Annotated in this window: 15 protein-coding genes, 1 tRNA gene and 1 other RNA gene; 8 read left to right on the forward strand and 9 right to left on the reverse strand. The window is 75.5% G+C overall.

The features are described from left to right. Nucleotides 1-86: 86 nt before the first annotated feature. Nucleotides 87-2,486 carry a DNA polymerase III subunit gamma and tau gene (locus ACZ6ZN_RS20370; protein WP_469648153.1) on the reverse strand — a complete coding sequence of 800 codons (2,400 nt, stop codon included), beginning with the start codon at nucleotides 2,484-2,486 and terminating at the stop codon, nucleotides 87-89. A 93-nt stretch (nucleotides 2,487-2,579) separates the two neighbouring features. Further along, nucleotides 2,580-2,674: signal recognition particle sRNA small type (gene ffs, locus ACZ6ZN_RS20375), an RNA gene on the reverse strand. A 73-nt stretch (nucleotides 2,675-2,747) separates the two neighbouring features. Here ffs and ACZ6ZN_RS20380 point away from each other — a divergent pair. The 3 genes from ACZ6ZN_RS20380 (at nucleotide 2,748) to ACZ6ZN_RS20390 (ending at nucleotide 3,445) form a co-directional block, all read left to right on the forward strand. Continuing rightward, nucleotides 2,748-2,835, forward strand: a tRNA-Ser gene (locus tag ACZ6ZN_RS20380). A gap of 149 nt (nucleotides 2,836-2,984) precedes the next feature. Then, entirely contained in the window at nucleotides 2,985-3,206 is a 222-nt protein-coding gene (locus ACZ6ZN_RS20385) for a hypothetical protein (RefSeq protein WP_333931599.1), read from the forward strand. A 92-nt stretch (nucleotides 3,207-3,298) separates the two neighbouring features. Beyond that, nucleotides 3,299-3,445, forward strand: coding sequence for a hypothetical protein (locus ACZ6ZN_RS20390; RefSeq protein ID WP_398109288.1), 147 nt, complete (start codon nucleotides 3,299-3,301; stop codon nucleotides 3,443-3,445). A gap of 59 nt (nucleotides 3,446-3,504) precedes the next feature. Here the strand turns inward: ACZ6ZN_RS20390 and ACZ6ZN_RS20395 are convergent, their stop codons facing one another. Together ACZ6ZN_RS20395 and ACZ6ZN_RS20400 are read right to left on the reverse strand one after the other, a co-directional pair. Then, nucleotides 3,505-3,972, reverse strand: a complete 468-nt coding sequence (locus tag ACZ6ZN_RS20395; RefSeq protein WP_398109287.1) for an MSMEG_6728 family protein — start codon at nucleotides 3,970-3,972, stop codon at nucleotides 3,505-3,507. A gap of 56 nt (nucleotides 3,973-4,028) precedes the next feature. Beyond that, entirely contained in the window at nucleotides 4,029-6,545 is a 2,517-nt protein-coding gene (locus tag ACZ6ZN_RS20400; RefSeq protein ID WP_451876042.1) for a SpoIIE family protein phosphatase, read from the reverse strand. A gap of 149 nt (nucleotides 6,546-6,694) precedes the next feature. On the opposite strand from ACZ6ZN_RS20400, the gene ACZ6ZN_RS20405 reads away from it, so the two are divergent. Then, on the forward strand, nucleotides 6,695-7,666 hold the full coding sequence (locus ACZ6ZN_RS20405; RefSeq protein WP_469648159.1) for a DUF72 domain-containing protein: 972 nt from the start codon (nucleotides 6,695-6,697) through the stop codon (nucleotides 7,664-7,666). Here the strand turns inward: ACZ6ZN_RS20405 and ACZ6ZN_RS20410 are convergent. The 4 genes from ACZ6ZN_RS20410 to ACZ6ZN_RS20425 all read right to left on the reverse strand — a co-directional run bounded on the left by ACZ6ZN_RS20410 (nucleotide 7,566) and on the right by ACZ6ZN_RS20425 (nucleotide 12,944). Continuing rightward, complete coding sequence (locus tag ACZ6ZN_RS20410; RefSeq protein WP_469648161.1) at nucleotides 7,566-9,590, reverse strand: copper resistance CopC/CopD family protein; 2,025 nt, start codon at nucleotides 9,588-9,590, stop codon at nucleotides 7,566-7,568. The genes ACZ6ZN_RS20405 and ACZ6ZN_RS20410 overlap by 101 nt on opposite strands. A 180-nt stretch (nucleotides 9,591-9,770) precedes the next feature. Then, nucleotides 9,771-10,256, reverse strand: a complete 486-nt coding sequence (locus ACZ6ZN_RS20415; RefSeq protein ID WP_398109284.1) for a cupin domain-containing protein — start codon at nucleotides 10,254-10,256, stop codon at nucleotides 9,771-9,773. After that, a complete protein-coding gene (locus ACZ6ZN_RS20420) occupies nucleotides 10,253-10,861 on the reverse strand; it encodes a GNAT family N-acetyltransferase (RefSeq protein ID WP_451876039.1) in 609 nt (202 codons plus the stop codon). The genes ACZ6ZN_RS20415 and ACZ6ZN_RS20420 overlap by 4 nt, the downstream gene beginning before the upstream one ends. Then, nucleotides 10,854-12,944, reverse strand: coding sequence for a penicillin acylase family protein (locus ACZ6ZN_RS20425; RefSeq protein ID WP_469648166.1), 2,091 nt, complete (start codon nucleotides 12,942-12,944; stop codon nucleotides 10,854-10,856). The genes ACZ6ZN_RS20420 and ACZ6ZN_RS20425 overlap by 8 nt, the downstream gene beginning before the upstream one ends. A 77-nt stretch (nucleotides 12,945-13,021) precedes the next feature. On the opposite strand from ACZ6ZN_RS20425, the gene ACZ6ZN_RS20430 reads away from it, so the two are divergent. From ACZ6ZN_RS20430 to ACZ6ZN_RS20445, 4 genes are all read left to right on the forward strand, one after another. Further along, entirely contained in the window at nucleotides 13,022-13,741 is a 720-nt protein-coding gene (locus ACZ6ZN_RS20430) for a siderophore-interacting protein (RefSeq protein WP_469648915.1), read from the forward strand. 47 nt (nucleotides 13,742-13,788) lie between these two features. Then, nucleotides 13,789-14,409, forward strand: a complete 621-nt coding sequence (locus tag ACZ6ZN_RS20435) for an HhH-GPD-type base excision DNA repair protein (RefSeq protein WP_469648168.1) — start codon at nucleotides 13,789-13,791, stop codon at nucleotides 14,407-14,409. A gap of 399 nt (nucleotides 14,410-14,808) precedes the next feature. Beyond that, nucleotides 14,809-15,153: a hypothetical protein gene (locus tag ACZ6ZN_RS20440; RefSeq protein WP_469648169.1), complete on the forward strand. Its 345-nt coding sequence runs from the start codon at nucleotides 14,809-14,811 to the stop codon at nucleotides 15,151-15,153. 54 nt (nucleotides 15,154-15,207) lie between these two features. After that, a complete protein-coding gene (locus ACZ6ZN_RS20445) occupies nucleotides 15,208-15,339 on the forward strand; it encodes a hypothetical protein (protein ID WP_469648172.1) in 132 nt (43 codons plus the stop codon). 204 nt (nucleotides 15,340-15,543) lie between these two features. Here ACZ6ZN_RS20445 and ACZ6ZN_RS20450 read toward each other — a convergent pair whose 3' ends face one another. Further along, nucleotides 15,544-17,157: a helicase HerA-like domain-containing protein gene (locus tag ACZ6ZN_RS20450; protein WP_469648175.1), complete on the reverse strand. Its 1,614-nt coding sequence runs from the start codon at nucleotides 17,155-17,157 to the stop codon at nucleotides 15,544-15,546. Nucleotides 17,158-17,173: the final 16 nt, after the last annotated feature.

Here is a 17,173-nt window from a genome sequence, read left to right on the forward strand (position 1 = left end):
TGCGGGCTTCCGAAGTCCGGGGACGGACGGGCCTGGAGGATCCTACGAACGGCACGCGGGCGGGGCCGTACCGGAGGGCGCGCCCGCTACTCGTTGGTGAACTCCTCCACCACGGTCGCCCCCAGCTCCTTGACGATCAGCTCCTGGCCCGACAGCGCTGATTCGTCCAGGTCCGGATCGTCGTCCTCGGGGATGTCCTCCTCGACGGAGACGTGGCGCCGCTGGGGTGCGGAGGGCTGGGGAACCGGCGCCGAGGGCGCGGGAGCGGCCTGCCGGGCGGGGGCCGCCGGGGCGGCCGCCTGCGCGGGGGCGGGGCGCCGGGCCGTCGCTGTGGCGCCACCGCCGCCGGAGCCGCCGCCCCAGGTGCCGGAGCCGGTGGCCGCGGCGGAGCCGCCGTAACCGCCCGGGGCCGGGGCCGGGGCCGGTGCCGCGCCCGGGCCGCCGCCGAAGCCCGCGGGGCCGCCGGGGGCCGGGGGCGCGGAGCCGCCCGAGGGGTCGACGATCGCCTCGATCTTCCACTGCACGTTGAACTGCTCGCCCAGTGCCTGGCGCAGCACGTCCTCGCTGCCGCTGCTGAGGAAGTTGTCCCGGGCGCCCGCGTTCACGAAGCCGAGCTGGAGGGTCGTGCCGTCGAAGCCGGCGACCTGGGCGTTCTGGCTGAGCAGGATCCAGGTGAAGCGGCGGCGGTTCTTGACGGCCTCCAGGATGTTCGGCCACAGCATGCGCGGGTCGAGCCCCCCGGCGGGGGGCGCGGCGGGGGCCGCCTGGGGCGCGGCCGGCGCAGGGGACTGCGGGGCCTGCGGGGCGGGGGCGGGGGTGCTCGGCGTGGGGGCGCCCGACCCGGCGGGGCCCGTCGCCGGGGCGCCGGAGGCGGGGGCGCCCGGGGTGGCGGTGGGCCAGCCGCCGGGGCGGCGGCCGCCGCCGGCGGACGCGGCCGTGGGCCACGCGCCGGGAGCGGGGGCGGAGGGGGAGGGTGCCGGGGACTGCGGCGGCTGCGCGGGGTGCGCGGGTGCGCCGCCGGGGCCGGGCGCGGGGGCGGAGGGGGTGTCGGCGGGTACGGCCGGGGCGTGGCCCTCGGGTGCACCCGCGTCGGCCGGGGAGGCGCCCGGGCCGGTGGGGTCGGGGGCCGCGCCGGTCGGGGCGGGGGCCGTCGGGGCGCCGCTGCCCTGGTCGGCGGGGGCGCCGGGGCCGCCGGGCGTCCGGACCGCCGCGCGGGCCGCGGCCGGGCCGCCGCCGGGCGGGACCGGCGCGGCGGGCTGTGCGTGGGCCTGCGGCCCGGGTACGTAGCCCATGGCGGGCGCGCCCCCCGCGGGAGCCGCGGAGAAGGTCACGCCGCGCTCGACGCGGTCCAGGCGGGCCATGACGGACCGCTCGTCGCCGTAGGCGGCGGGGAGCAGCACACGCGCGCAGATCAGTTCGAGCTGGAGCCGGGGCGAGTGGGCGCCGCGCATCTCCGTGAGGCCCTCGTTGACCAGGTCCGCGGCGCGGCTCAGCTCGGCGGGTCCGAAGGTGCCGGCCTGGGCCTGCATGCGCTCGACGACGTCGGCCGGGGCGTCGATCAGCCCCTTCTCGGCGGCGTCCGGCACGGCGGCCAGGATCACGAGGTCGCGCAGCCGCTCCAACAGGTCGGCGACGAACCGGCGCGGGTCGTTGCCGCCCTCGATCACCCGGTCGACCACCTCGAAGGCGGCGGCCCCGTCACCGGTGGCGAACGCCTCGACGACGGAGTCGAGCAGCGAGCCCTCGGTGTACCCCAGGAGGGACGTGGCCATGGCGTACGTCACACCGTCCGAGGCGGCGCCGGCGAGCAGCTGGTCCATGACGGACATCGAGTCACGCACGGATCCGGCGCCGGCCCGCACCACGAGCGGGAGCACACCGTCCTCGACCGGGATGCCCTCCTTCTGGCAGACCTCACCGAGGTACTCCCGGAGGGTGCCGGGCGGGACGAGCCGGAAGGGGTAGTGGTGGGTCCGGGAGCGGATCGTCCCGATGACCTTCTCGGGCTCGGTGGTGGCGAAGATGAACTTGAGGTGCTCCGGGGGCTCCTCGACGACCTTCAGCAGCGCGTTGAAGCCGGCCGACGTGACCATGTGGGCCTCGTCGATGATGTAGATCTTGTACCGGCTGCGGGCCGGTCCGAAGAAGGCCTTCTCGCGCAGGTCACGGGCGTCGTCCACGCCTCCGTGGGAAGCGGCGTCGATCTCGATGACGTCGATGGAGCCGGGGCCGTTGCGCGCGAGGTCCTGGCAGGAGTGGCACTCGCCGCACGGGGTGGGCGTGGGGCCCTGCTCGCAGTTCAGGCAGCGGGCGAGGATGCGCGCACTGGTCGTCTTGCCACAGCCGCGCGGCCCGCTGAACAGGTACGCGTGGTTGACCCGGTTGTTGCGCAGCGCCTGCTGCAACGGGTCGGTGACATGCTCCTGCCCGATGACCTCGACGAAGGTCTCCGGGCGGTAGCGGCGGTACAGAGCGAGAGACGACACGCCTACGAGGTTATAGGCGGCCGGTGACATCGGGCCTCGACCTAGAGACGGGCGGGGGCGGAGAGCCCGGAGAACCCTGGGCCGCCGCGGAACGCAGACGCCCCCCACGCACCCGCCAGAGCCGACCTACCCTTGCTGCCTTCCGGCCCTGGGGGAGTTCAGTCAGATAGCGCCGCGTGAGGGGCTGCGCCAAGGTTACCTGATGTCTGGGGCAGGGAACGAGTTCGCGAGCACTCCTCTCGGTCATGTAATGTTCCCAGCGGAGGATTCGCCTAGAGGCCTAGGGCGCACGCTTGGAAAGCGTGTTGGGGGCAACCCCTCACGAGTTCGAATCTCGTATCCTCCGCCAGTGCCTCACCGGGCACGATGTCGAAGGGCCCCACCGTTCGCGGTGGGGCCCTTCGACGTGGTGGGTGGGGCCCGTGTGTCGGCGTTTCCGGGAGATCCGGAACGGGCAGGGGCGGTGCGCCGGGCGGTGTTGGCCGCATACTGGGGGCAATGACTAAGCCTTCAGCTCCGAAGCGCCATCTGCCGACCAGCCCCTTCAAGGCCCCGGTCGCACCGGCCCCCAAGCACTTCGCCGTGGGAGACCAGGTCACCCACGACATGTACGGCCTCGGCCGCGTCATCGGCATCGAGGACGGAATCGCGGCGCTCGTGGACTTCGGTTCCGCGCCCGTGCGGATCCCGAGCCCCTACGCCAAGATGACCAAGCTGTAGTCCTCCGTGCCGGGACACGGCACGCACGGGCCCCTCGCGGGCCCGCTCAGGAAAAGAGACCTCTCATCGACTCGACTTCGCTGTTCTCCGCCGTGGAAGGGCACCCCAGCCGTTCCGCCGCCGCGTCCCCGCCGCCGGCGACGGACCCCTTCCAGGCCCCCGACTTCGGGGAGGACGACACGTTCCTGCCCGAGGAGGCGCCGCAGCCCGCCCCGGCCAAGCGCCGCCGGGCCGCCTAGCACCGCCGGCGCAGCGCGCCGCCCCGGCTCCACCGCTCCCGCGCCCGTGTGACGGACGTCTACGGCCGGCGGTCCGAGTCGGGCCAGACGTACGGCAGGTCGTCCGGGACACCCGGGAAGAGCTCCGCGTAGGTCTCCGGGTCCTTGCGGACCAGGGCCGAGCGGTGGCTGCGGTGGAACGGCCCGTCGCCCAGCCAGGGCGGAAGCTCGCCCTCGGCGGCCAGAGCGGACTGGTCGCGGATCGGGGCGTGCGGGCGGGCCGCGGCGAGGTCGGCCACCATCGTGGCGGCACAGGTGTCCTGGTGGCCCCGGTCCCGCCAGACCCGGCAGATCTCCAGGCCGTAGCGGACCAGGGCCTCCTCGTAGCCGATCCACATCCGCACCGCCGGGTGGTTGCGCCAGCCGTAGCCCGGGACGACCAGGCCGCGCAGCACCTGGAGTGTCTCGACCCGCTGTTTGCCGAGCCTGCGGCGGTCCAGGGCGAGGGCCGTCTCCTCGAAGTCCGCGTAGGGGAGGAAGGTCTGCATCCGTCGTCGGTGCTCCTTGCCTTGTCACGGGGGCGGGGGCCGGGGCGGGTGGGGCCTCAGGCACGGGTCAGGGGCTGCTCCGCCCAGATGGTCTTGCCGGTCGCGGTCTGCCGGGTACCCCAGCGCTCGGTCAGTTGCGCCACCAGGAGCAGGCCCCGGCCGCCCTCGTCGTAGCTGCGGGCGCGGCGCAGGTGGGGGGCGGTGCTGCCGCCGTCGGAGACCTCGCAGATCAGGCTCGTGTCGTGGATCAGCCGGAGCCGGACCGGCGGCTCGGCGTGCCGGATGGCGTTGGTGACGAGTTCGCTGGCGACCAGTTCGGTCACGAACACCGCGTCGGACAGCCCCCACCGCTCCAGCTGCGCCACGACGTCCTTGCGGGCCTGCGCGACGGCGGACGGGTCGGACGGCACCGACCAGGTGGCCACCCGGTCGCCGTGCAGCGCCCGGGTGCGGGCCAGGAGCAGGGCCACGTCGTCCGCCGGCCGCGGCGGCAGCAGGTCGGCGAGGACCGCGTCGCACAGGGCGTCCAGCGAGGCCGCCGGCCGGGCCAGGGCGCGGCGCAGCCGGTCGGCCCCCGCGTCGAGGTCGTGGTCGCCGGTCTCGATCAGGCCGTTGGTGTACAGCGCGAGCAGGCTGCCCTCGGGCAGCTCCACCTGGGTGGCCTCGTACGGCAGTCCGCCCACGCCCAGCGGTGGGCCGGCCGCGAGGGCGATCAGGTCCACGGCGCCGTCGGGGCTCACCACGGCGGGCCGGGGGTGCCCGGCGGCGGAGAAGCAGCAGCGCCGGGAGACCGGGTCGTAGACGGCGTACAGACAGGTGGCGCCGACGTCGGCGGAGGTCTTGGACGCCGGGTCCGGGGCTCCGGCGAAGGCGGGCGGCGGCGCGGGCCCGCCCGTCTCCCCTCCCTCGTCCTCCGTGTTCAGGCGTGCCACCAGGTCGTCCAGGTGGGTCAGCAGTTCGTCGCAGGGCAGGTCGATGTCGGCCAGGGTGCGCACCGCCGTGCGCAGCCGCCCCATGGTCGCGCTGGCGTGCAGCCCGTGGCCCACGACGTCGCCGACGACCAGGGCCACCCGCGCCCCGGACAGCGGGATGACGTCGAACCAGTCGCCGCCGACCCCGGCGTGCCCGCCGGCCGGCAGGTAGCGGGAGGCGACCTCGACCGCCGCCTGCCGGGGCAGCCGCTGCGGCAGCAGGCTGCGCTGGAGCATGACGGCGGTGTCCCGCTCGCGCGTGTAGCGGCGGGCGTTGTCGATGCTGACGGCGGCCCGGGCCGTCAGCTCGCCGGCCAGCACCAGGTCGTCGTGGCGGAAGACCTCGGTGTTGTGGTGGCGCACGAAGTACGCCACGCCCAGGGTGGTGCCGCGGGCGACGAGCGGCACGCTCATCACCGAGTGGATGCCGAACGCCCGGTAGCGCGCGGAGCGGGCCGCGTCGCGGGCGAGCCACGCGGCGAACGCCGGGTCGTCCGGCGCGTGCAGCACCGGCTGTCCGGTGCGCAGGCTCTCGTAGGGCGCCGAACCGGCGGGGTAGGCGTCCACGGCGCCCGCGGCCACGACCGCCTCCGGCGCCCCGGGGATCCGCGAGCGCAGCGCGGTCCGCCGCAGCAGCAGCGGGCCCTCCGCGGGGACGGTCCGCCCGGGCGGTTCGGGCAGGTCCTCCAACGTGGCCAGCAGGTCGACGCTGACGAAGTCGGCAAGCTCCGGGACGGTCACGTCCGCCAGTTCCTGGGCGGTGCGGGTCACGTCGAGCGTGGTGCCGATGCGCCGTCCCGCCTCGGCGATCAGTTGCAGGCGCTTGCGGGCCCAGAACTGCTCCGTCATGTCGTGCGCGGCGAGGCAGACACCCCGGACGGCGGCGTCCCGCGGATCGCGCAGAACCGACATGAAGAGCGACCAGGCGTGCTCGTGCAGTTCACCGGGGGCCCGCAGGAAGTTCTCCTCGTACTCGGGCTCGCCGGTCGTCAGGACCCGGGCCATGGCGCGTTCCGCCCGCTCGCCGGAGTCGTCGTCGATGATCTCGGACACGCGCAGGCCCCTCATCTCCTCCTCGGTGAGGGCCGTGGCGCGTTCCATGTCGGCGTTGGCCCGCCGCAGTCTCAGCCGGGTGTCGTAGAGCGCCATGGCGCAGCACGGGGACTGGGCGAAGCTCCAGGCGACCAGTTGCTCCTCCAGGCCGGTGCCGGGTCCGGGGCCCGGCAGGGCGGAGACGATCAGCCAGGCGGGGGCGCCGGAGCCGGGGGGCCGGTGGTGGGCGAGGATCCTGGCGGTCAGCGTCCGGCCGTCGCGGTGGCGCAGGGCGACGTCGCCGTTCCAGCGCGGCAGCCCGGCCAGGGCGGGCATGCCGCCGCGCAGCGGGATCGGCTCGGCCAGCAGGTCCGCGGCACGGCGGCCGGTCAGCTGCCCGGCCGGATACCCGAGCAGCTCCTCGGCGCCCGCGTTCCAGCCGGTCACCGTGCCGTCCTCGTCGAGGGTGACGCGGGCGGTGAGGGCCTCGCCGACGAGGGCGTCGACGGCTTCGGGTGCCGGTCCGGACGACGACCGGGTGGCCCGGCCGATGGTGACGGGCTGCTCCATGATCGGTCATCTCGCTCTCACGGGGGCTCGGTCGTATCCCCGGAAATGCGCGGTTATGACCTGTTTACCCCGATCGGAGGAGCCCTCACCGCACCACGGCCAGAAGGAGCGCGAGCCTGCCGGCGCCGGGCGCGGGTAACCGCCCACCCATGGGTGAGATCCTCGTGGGCACGTGCTCGTGGACCGACAAGGCCCTGGTCGCCAGCGGCTGGTACCCGGCCGGACGGCGGGACGCCGAGGGGCGGTTACGGCACTACGCCGAGCGGTTCCCGGTCGTGGAGGTCGACTCCTCGTACTACGCGCTGCCGAGCGAGCGGAACAGCCTGCTGTGGGCCGAGCGCACGCCGGACGGGTTCGTGTTCGACGTGAAGGCGTTCTCGCTGCTGACCGGGCATCCCACCCGGGCGGCCGTGATGCCGGGCGGGCTGCCGGCCGACCCCCGCGATCCCCGGGTGCTGGACGAGGTGTGGGCCCGCTTCGCGGCCGGTGTCGAGCCGCTGCGGCGGGCCGGGCGGCTCGGGAGCGTGCTGTTCCAGTTCCCGCCGTGGTTCCGCCCCGGTCAGCGCGCCGAGGCGTTCCTCGCGGAGTGCGCCGCCCGGACCGGGGGCTGGCCGCTCGCCGTGGAGTTCCGGCACCCGTCCTGGTGGGAGCCGGAGCATGCCGAGGACACGGTGGCGCTGCTGGCCCGGCACGGCATGGCCGCGGTCGCCGTCGACATGACGCAGACGCTGCCCTCGTCCGTGCCGCCCGTGACGCCGGTGACCTCCTCCCGGCTGGCCGTCGTCCGCTTCCACGGCCGCAGCACCGCCTGGGGCACCGGCAGCAAGGAGGACCGGTTCCGCCACGCGTACCGCGACGACGAACTCGCCGAGTGGCTGCCCCGGGTGCGCGCGCTGGCCGAGGAGGCGGACCAGGTCCACGTGCTGTTCAACAACTGCTGCGGCGACGCGGCCGTGCGCGCGGCCGAGACCATGACCCGGCTGCTCGACGGCACCGCGTCGACGGCAACGGGACGGGTGCCTAGGGCTCGATCCGCACCTTCTTCGCCACCGTCACCTGGTCCACGTCCGACACCCGCACGGTCGTCCTCATCGTCCAGTCCCCGGCGAGCGGCAGGTTGACGGAGTTGGTGCCCCAGTAGCCGCCCCGGTCCCTGACCCCGGCGTCGATGGGACCCACCTCGCGGGCGGGGAGGGTGAAGGTGATGCGGACCTCGGGGACGACGACCAGACCGGTGTCGGAGCCGTGGACCACGGCCGTCACGCCGTTCTCGCCGACCCGGGCGGGGTCGAGCGTGACGTAGACGGTGCCGCGGCCGGTCACGCCGTCCCGGCCCGTGTCGAAGGGCACGACGACCTCCGCGGTGGGCGGCAGCGCGCCGACCGGGGCCTGCCGCGCCGCCTCGGCCTGGGCGCGACCGGGCAGCGTTCCGGTGAGCACGGTGGTGATCAGCAGGACCACGGCCGCGACGGCGGCCTCGGCGAGCACGGACCGCCGCAGACCGCGCCGCCGGGCGTCCGGGTCGTCGGGGGTGTCGGGGGCACCAGGGGCATCGGGGGCGCCGGGTCCATCGAAACCGACGGGGTTCCCGTGGCCGTCGGCTGTGCCGGAACCGCCGGGGGCTTCTGCTCCGTCGGCCGTGCCGGGGCGGTTGTTCCCGCCCGAACCGTCGAGGTCGTCGAGGTCGTCGAGGTCGTCGGGGCGGCCGTGCGCCCCGTCGGGGCCGCGGGGGGCGAGTGAGGAGGCCGGGACCGGTCCGGGGTGCGAACCCATCGGCTCCGGGCCGCCGTCGCCGCCCGGCTTCCCGACCGCCGCGCCGACCGGCTGCGGGGCCCACTCCGGGACGGCGGCCCGGACGGCCGGCGCCGGGGCCGCGATCCGGGCCGTCCAGCGGCGGGAGTGGCGGGCGACCAGGAGCAGCGCTCCCACCGCCGCCAGTTTCACCAGCAGCAGGCGGCCGTACGGCGTGGTGCTCAACGCGGACAGGGAGCCGAGGCCGCGCCAGGACTGGTAGAGGCCGGTGACGACCAGTACGGCCACCGAGGCGAAGGCGATCCGGGAGAAGCGGGGCACGATCCTCGCCAGGTCCTCGCCCGAGCCGCGGCGCGAGACCAGCAGCAGCGCGGCCAGACCGCCCAGCCACACGCCCGTCGCGAGCAGGTGCGCCACGGAGGACGTCATCGCGAGCGGCACCTGGATCCCGGCGGAGGCGTGCTCGGCCGCCGCCCACGTCAGGGCGAGCCCGACGGCCAGCACCGAGGCCCCGGTGAGCGGGACGGGGTCCCGGCGCTGCGGGCCGCGGTCCCCGGCGCGGCGGCGGGACAGCCACCGTGCGAAGGCCGCCGTGAGCAGCAGCACCGCCAGCCGCGCGAGCAGGGCCCGGCCGGGGCGGCCGGTCAGGGTGCGGCCGAGGGCCTCGGTGTCGAAGGCGGCGGCCGGGCCGGTGCCCGCCTCGTAGGGGGCGCGCAGCAGGAGCAGGACGGCCGTGGCGCCGAGCAGCGCCCACCAGGCGGCCCGCGCCGGCCGGCGCAGCGCGGAGGGGTTCGCAGGCCGGCACAGCAGCACGAACGCGGCGGTGCCGACGAGCAGGGCGGCGGCGAGGTAGGCGAGGTAGCGGGCGGCGTCGTACAGGCGGGCGGTGAGCGGGTCCTCGGCGGGCCCGGTGTCGATCGGGGCGGTGGTCGCGGACGGCTTGCCCACCGAGAAGCTGAAGGCGCCCGAGACGGGGTGGCTGTCGGCGGACACGACCCGCCAGGCCACCGTGTAGGTGCCCTGGGCGAGTCCGGCGGGCAGGGAGACCCGGGCCGTCTCGGAACGGCCGTCGGCGTGGGTGGCCTCGCCGATGTGGACGCGGTGCTGGTCGGGCCCGAAGACCCGGAAGGAGTCGTCGAGGAGGCCGACGGACTCGGTGAAGGTCAGGGTGACGTGACGGGGGGACCGCTGCACGACGGACCCGTCGTCGGGGTCGGTGCCGCCGAGGGCGGCGTGGGCCGAGGCGGAGCCGCCGCCCAGGAGGAGCAGGGCCAGCACGGTGCCGAGCAGCACCAGGGCCCGGATTCCCCGGGGACGTCCGACAGTGCACTCCTCGTTCCGCCGGTGCTCCACGTATGTCTCCGGGGTCGGGTCCTGGGGCTTCCGGTTATGTACGGACGGAACCGGCGCCCTGCTCACGCGGCGCCCGCGATCCGTGCCCTGCTCACGCGGGGCCCGCGGTCCGTGCCCCGCTCACCGCTCCGGGAGGGGCCGGGACAGCGCGGCGATCCCGGCGGCGGCCGCCGGGTAACGCGCCGTCAGCCCGGCCGCGTCCCCGTGTTCGTAGCCCTCGAAGGTGAAGCCGGGCGCCAGCGTGCAGCCGAACAGGGTCCACGAGCCGCCCGCGCGGACCCTGCCGCCCATCCAGGTGCCCGCCGGGACGGTGAACTGGACGTGCTGGCCGTCCAGGACGTCCGGCCCCAGGACGGCCGTGCGGGTGCCGCCGTCCGGCGCGAGCAGCAGCAGCTCCAGGGGATCGCCCAGGTAGTGGTGCCAGATCTCGTCCGTGGGCAGGCGGTGGAGGGCGGAGAAGTCGTCCGCGGTGAGCAGGGCGACGATCGCCGTGCCCTCCGGCCTGCCGTCGGGACGCTGCGGCCCGGCCCAGGTCTGGCGGAACAGGCCGCCCTCGCGGGGGATCGGTTCGAGGCCGTAGTGCGCGATGAGCTCGTCGGGCGTCACGCGGGGAAGAGTATCTCCCGGTCCAGGAAGGCGAGCTGGGCCTTCTTCTCCGGCAGGTACACGTCCGGCAGGTCGACCTCCGGCAGGACGACGACCGGCCCCGGGGTGAAGCCCTGCTTGAGGAAGCGGGCCACCGCCTTCTCGTTGGCCACGTCCGGGTCGACGACGACCCGCCGGCGGTCCAGGCCCAGCAGGACGTACGCGGCGATCACGCCCACCAGGCGCGAGGTCCAGCCGGGCTGTGCGCCGCCCGGGCCGGTGGGGGCGAGCAGCAGGTGCACGCCGATGTCGCCGGGGCGGACCTCGTAGCACTCGCCGACACGATCGGCCTCCGGCTCGTAGGTCTGCAGGACCGCGACCGGCTCGCCGTCCCGGACGACCAGGAAGGCGTGGTGGGCCGGGAGCGTCTCCATGTGGGCGTAGATCCCGGCGACCTGTCGTTCGGTCAGGCCGGTCATGCCCCAGAAGGCGGCCCGGTCCTCGCTCACCCAGCGATGGATCACGCCGGCGTCGGCCCCCGGGTCCAGCGGCAGGATCCGGACGGTGCCGAGACCGTCCACCACCTGCTCGTGGACGGGTGTGCGGGAGGCGTAGGGGTCAGACATCGGTCTCCTTCGTCAGCCGGTCCCAGTCGGTGACGACCGGGACGAGGTCTCCCCCGAGCCACAGGGGGAGCTGATCGCGGTGGTGGGGCGAGCCCGGGACGCCGGACGCGCCGAGCGGGACCACCCAGCGGCTGTCCTCGCGCCGGGCCAGGTCCCAGACGTAGCGGGCGGCCGGGCCCCGGGCGGCGAGGTCGGTGAGGCCCGGTACGCCGGAGGTGCACAGCACGCAGTCGTGGTCGCCGGACAGCCCCGGCTCCTCGATGGGCGCCACCGGTTCAAGGGCCCGCCAGGGGGCGAGCCGGTGGGTGTCCCCCCAGACGCCGGTGGGCGGCCGCAGGGCCACCTCCTCCACGGCCTCCCGGGCGGCCGCCGGGCGGTCGACGCCGTACAGGTCGTCGGCGGTCAGCAGGTGTTCGAGCGCGAAGCCGATGCGCGGGAGCAGGGCGAGCCACGGCCGGAAGACCTCCGGGTACGCCGGCGGCACGGTGAGCGCGGCGAAGGCCGGATGGGCCGCCAGCCGCCGCACGAGCGCCGAGCGGACGGCCGCGTACAGGGCCGCGTCCGGGCTGCCGGCGTCCATGCGGCGGTCCCAGGCGAGGAGCCGGTCGCGCAGCGCGGCGGCCCCGGGGGTGAGGGTGCCGAGGGAGCGGAGGAGGTCCAGCAGCGGGGCGGCGGAGCCGAGGTGGGTGTCCACGTGGACGGCGGGCATGTCGGCGGCCGACCAGCGGTCCTTCGCGGCCAGCAGCGCGGCGATGCGGTCGTGGCGGTGGGGCGGGGCGAACTCGACGCCCAGGGGTCCGGCGGGGCCCCGCTGATTGGCCATCACGGCGACGCCGCCGGTGAGTCCGGCCCGTGGTGACTCGTGCCAGCCGTGCCAGTCGTGGCCGGGTTCCCAGGCGGGCACCGGGCGCACGCGGCCGGCCTCGGCGCGCACCGGCACCCGTCCGGCCACGCGGTGCAGCACACCGCCCTCGGTGTCGGCGGCCTGGACGACGTTGACCGGCTCGGCCCACAGGTCCAGGGCCCGGTCCACGTCGGCGACGCGGCGGGCGCGCAGCAGCGGCAGCAGGGCGGAGAAGCCGAGGTCGGAGGTGACGCGCGGCGGGTAGCGCAGGCTGATGGCCACGGGCACGCCCGATGGGTCGGCCGGCTCCCCGTCGAGCCCTTCGGGGCCGCCGATGATCACCGGCCCGCGAGCGGTCTCGACCACCTCGACCTCGACCGGCTCCGCACCGGCGACCTCCACGACCTCGGTGTGCCGGGACGCCCGGTGCCAGGTGCCGTCCGGCCCGAGGGCCTCCACCCCGGCACCGGTGCGCCGCAGCCGCTCCCGGTACAGGTCCTGGTAGTCGGCCATGGCGTTGGTGATGGCCCAGGCGACCGTTCCGGTGTGCCCGAAGTGGGCGATGCCCGGGACTCCGGGGACGGCCAGGCCGACGACGTCGAACTCCGGGCAGGACAGGTGGATCTGCTGGTAGACGCCGGGGTCCTCGATGAAGCGGTGCGGGTCGCCGGCGATGACGGCCTGTCCGGTGACGGTCCGCTCCCCGCCGACCAGCCAGCCGTTGCTGCCGGCGGTGCCCGGGCCGTCGGTGGCGAACAGCCCGACCGCGTCGGGGCCGAGGTGGGTCACGACCTGCTCGCGCCACAGCTTGGCCGGGAACCCGGCGAACAGGATGTGGGTGGCCAGCCAGACGCCGAGCGGCGTCCAGGGCTCCCAGCGGCCGGGGGCGAGGCCGGTGCGGGCGAACTCGGGGGCCTCGTCGCGCTCCGCCAGACCGGCGTTGACCCCGTCGACGTACGACCGCACCCAGGCCGCCGTCTCCGGGTCCCGTCGTTCCAGGTCGGCGAAGCACCGTCTGGCCGTGTCGTCGAGTCTGGCGCGTCTGGCGAACAGGTCCCAGGGTAGGGCGTCCTCGCCCAGGAAGGACGCCGAGGTGCCCCGCGCGCGGTGGCGTTCGACCTCCAGTTGCCAGGCCCGGTCGCGGGCGGTGACGCGGCCCTGCGCGTGGGCGAGTTCGGCCGCGCCGCCCGCGCGCACATGCGGAATGCCCCAGGCGTCACGGTAGATCTCGGTGACCACGCTGTGCCCTCACTTACCTTTAGGTTAGGCTTGCCTAAGTCAATGTGGCGGAATCGTACGTGAAGGGTGACCACGCGATGGGGCAGGGGCGGGGTTGGGAGGGCGCGGTCCTCAAACTGCTGCGCGCGAAGGATTTCCGGTTCACCGTGACGGGCGGCGAGGACGTCACGCCCGCGTACCGGCGGCTGCGCTTCACCGACGGCGGTCTGCTCGCCGCGACCGGAGTGCACCCGACCATGTGGGTGCGCCTCTGGTTCGACAACGCGGGCAAGCCCCACCAGCGCGCCTACACCCTGGTGGACCCCGACCCCGAGAACGGCACCTTCGCCCTGGAGTTCGCCCTGCACGAGGGGTGCGCCAGCGACTGGGCCCGGGCGGCCGCCCCCGGCGACACCATCGGGGCCACCGTCCAGGGCACCGGGTTCGAGCAGCCCTCCCCGGCCCCCTCGCACGTCTTCGCCGTGGGCGACCCGGCCTCCCTGCCCGCCCTCAACTCCCTGCTGGACGCCCTGGGTCCGGCCCCGGCCACCGTCTGGTTCGAGGGCGGCGACGACGACCTGCCGTTCCGCACCGACCCCGGCCGGCACGAGCTGCGCACGGTGCCGCGCCGGGACTCCGGCGCCCACCTGGTCGACCGGGTGCGCGCGGAGCTGCCGGAGCTGCTGCGCGGCACGAGCGACCCGTACGTGTGGATCGCCTGCGACACGGCGACGACCCGCACGCTCGCCGCGTACGTCCGCAAGGAACTGGGGCTCCCCAAGCAGCGGGTGCACGCGCTCGGGTACTGGCGCCCCTGAGACCGGCTCCGGACGCGGCCGGGCCCGCACCGGGGGATGATCGGGGCATGGACGTCACCCTTCACCTCGCCCAGGACCCCGAGGCCGACGCGCTGCTCGGCCGCAGTCCGCTCGCCGCGCTGGTCGGGATGCTGCTGGACCAGCAGGTCCCGATGGAGTGGGCGTTCAAGGGCCCGGCGACGATCGCGCAGCGGCTCGGCACCGGCGACCTCGACGCGCACGAGATCGCCGCGCAGGAGCCGGAGGCCTTCGCCGCGCTGCTCTCGCAGAAGCCGGCCGTGCACCGCTACCCCGGCTCCATGGCCAAGCGCATCCAGCAGCTGTGCCAGTACCTCGTCGAGCACTACGACGGTGACGCCGAGGCCGTCTGGAAGGACGCCGGCACCGGACAGGAGCTGCTGAAGCGGCTGGCCGGACTGCCCGGGTTCGGCAAGCAGAAGGCCCAGATCTTCCTCGCCCTGCTCGGCAAGCAGCTCGGGGTGCGCCCCACGGGCTGGCGTGAGGCGGCGGGCTCCTACGGCGAGGCCGACTCCTTCCGCTCGGTCGCCGACATCACGGGCCCCGAGTCCCTGACGAAGGTACGGGCGCACAAGCAGGAGATGAAGGCGGCGGCGAAGGCGTCCAAGGCGGCCAAGGCGTCCGGGGCGACGAAGCCGCCGGGTGCGTAGGCGGTACGCCGGCCGGGGCCCGCCGGGCGGGATCCCCCAGCCGTACACCGCCGTCAGTCTCCCGGACCGGCCCGGATGGCGGACGGCCGCAGGGCGGTCCGAGCATGGAGCATGACCGAGCCACCGGGCGGCTCCCCCGGCGATCCGGAGCCCGACGCCGACCGAGACCACGCGCCCGGCCGCTCCGGCCCCTCCGGCCGCTGGCCCTCCGACCCCGAGGCGCCCGAGGCACACGCGCGGCACGTGCCGTCCGGGGACGCCTGGCCGCCCGACCCGCACAGCCCGCACGGCCCGCCGGACGAGCCGGGGTCCCGTGGCGGGCAGGACGCACTGGGCCGAGCGGGTAGATCCCGCGGCGGACGGGATGAACGGCACGCGCCCGGCGGGGAGTGACCTCCCGTGACCCCCGCACCGCAGCCGGCCCCCCGCGGCCCGCGCCGGCCCGTCTGGCCGCGGGTGCTCGTCCTGCTGCTGGCCCTGCTCCTGCCGGGCGCCCACGCCACGGCCCCCGGCGGACCCGTGGCCGTCACCGTCGCCGGGGAGAGCACCACCGCCGAGGCCGACGTCCTCGACACGGTCCTGCGCCCCTCGGCACGCACCACCCGGCGCGCGGAGGCCGCCCCGCGCCGAGCCCCGCTCCCGGCCGCCTCCCGGCCCGCACACCCGGCCCGCCCCGCCGCGCCCGGGCCGGCGCACCCGCCGCACGTCCCACGCCCCCCGCGTTCCTGGGTTCTGCGCTGCTGAACGGACCCGCCCCGGTCCACCAGCCCGTACGCAACCAGAAGGAACGGCACCGCCATGCTCCAAGACCCCTACGCGGTCCTGCGCGCCCTGCTGCGCGCCGAGGCCGCCCGCAGCGCCCCCAAGCCGGCTCCCCGCACCGCGAAGTCCGAGCCGCCCCGGCCCCCGGAGGAACGCGACCGCGGCTGACCCACCCCGACGGCGGAGGCCCCCGACCGACCGGCGCCTCCGCGGCCACGGGGACCGATCCCCGGCACGGATGCCCGCCCGGGCCTTCGCCGCGCTCCTCTCCTCCGACGAGGGTGCGACGAGGGTGCGACGACCTCCGCCGAGCCGGGGGAGCAGTTGCGGATCAGCCCGAGCAGACCGCCGCACGAGTCCGCAGGGTCGGGATCAGTGTCTGCGGCGGCCCGGGCGGCGTGCCGTGCCGAACAGCGATCGGGTGATCTCCCGGCCGACCTGCGTCCCGACCGAGCGGGCCAGCGACGTGAAGATCCCGCTCCCGACCACCTGCTCGACCATGGACGGCTCCTCCCCGCCCCGCCGCGCGGGCGCGGCGTCCCGCATCTCGTCGGGCCCCTTGGCCCCCCGGCCGCGCCCCTCCCGCGGGTCCCGCTCCAGCCGCTCGTACGCCGACTCCCGGTCCACGGCCTGCGCGTACCGCTCGTACAGCGGCGACTCCCGGACGGCCCGGTCCAGCGCCTCCTGGCCGACCGGGCCCATCAGCGACCCGGGCGCGCGCAGCCGCGTCGCGGCGACCGGGGTCGGCGCGCCCTTCTCGCTGAGCACGGTGACCACCGCCTCGCCCGTCCCGAGGCCGGTCAGCACCTCCTCCAGGTCGTAGGGCGACTTCGGGAAGGTCTTCACCGTGGCGTTCAGGGCCTTCTGGTCGTCGGGGGTGAAGGCGCGCAGGGCGTGCTGGACGCGGTTGCCGAGCTGGGCGAGGACGTCCGCGGGCACGTCCTTCGGGGTCTGCGTCACGAAGAAGACCCCGACCCCTTTCGAGCGAATCAGGCGCACCGTCTGGGTGATCGACTCCAGGAACGCCTCGGAGGCGTCGTCGAACAGCAGGTGCGCCTCGTCGAGGAAGAAGACGAGGCGCGGCTTGTCCACGTCGCCCAGTTCGGGCAGGTCGTGGAAGAGGTCGGCCAGCAGCCACATCAGGAACGTGGAGAACAGCTGCGGCCTGTCCTGCACGGCGCTCAGCTCCAGGACGGACACCACGCCCCGGCCGTCCCCGTCCGTGCGCAGCAGCTCACCCGTGTCGAACTCGGGCTCGCCGAAGAACCCGGACGCGCCCTGCGCCTCGAAGGCGGTCAGCGAGCGCAGGATCACCCCGGCCGTGGCCGCGGACAGGCCGCCGATCGTCTTCAGCTCCTGCCGGCCCTCGTCCGAGGTCAGGTACGCGACCACCGCCCGCAGGTCCTTGAGGTCGATCAGCTCCAGGCCCTTGCCGTCGGCGTAGTGGAAGATCAGCGCGAGGGACTGCTCCTGGGTCCGGTTCAGCCGCAGCACCTTGGACAGCAGCACCGGGCCGAAGCCGGTGACCGTCGCGCGGACGGGGATGCCCCGGCCGATGCCACCGAGGGCGTAGTACTCGGCGGGGCACCCGGCCGGCGCCCACCGCTGGCCCACTTCGCCCGCACGGCCCTCGACCCGGGCGTCCGCACGGCCCGGCTCGGCGATGCCCGACAGGTCGCCCTTGATGTCGGCGAGGAAGACGGGCACCCCCTGGGCGGACAACTGCTCGGCGATCAGCTGGAGCGTCTTGGTCTTGCCGGTGCCCGTCGCGCCGGCGACCAGCCCGTGCCGGTTGAGCATCGACAGCGGCACGCGGATCTGCGCGTCGGGCAGGCACCGTCCGTCCCAGAGCAGGGCGCCCAGCTCCAGGGCGGGGCCGGAGAACGCGTAGCCGGAAGCGATCTTCAGGGCCTCCTGCGGCAGGGCGGCGGCACGGGCGGACACCTCGGGGGCGGGAGTGGACGGCATGGTCTCGTGATCCGGCATGTTCACGCCCCTGTTC

The sequence above is a fragment of the Streptomyces sp. NPDC053665 genome, assembly GCF_055585285.1.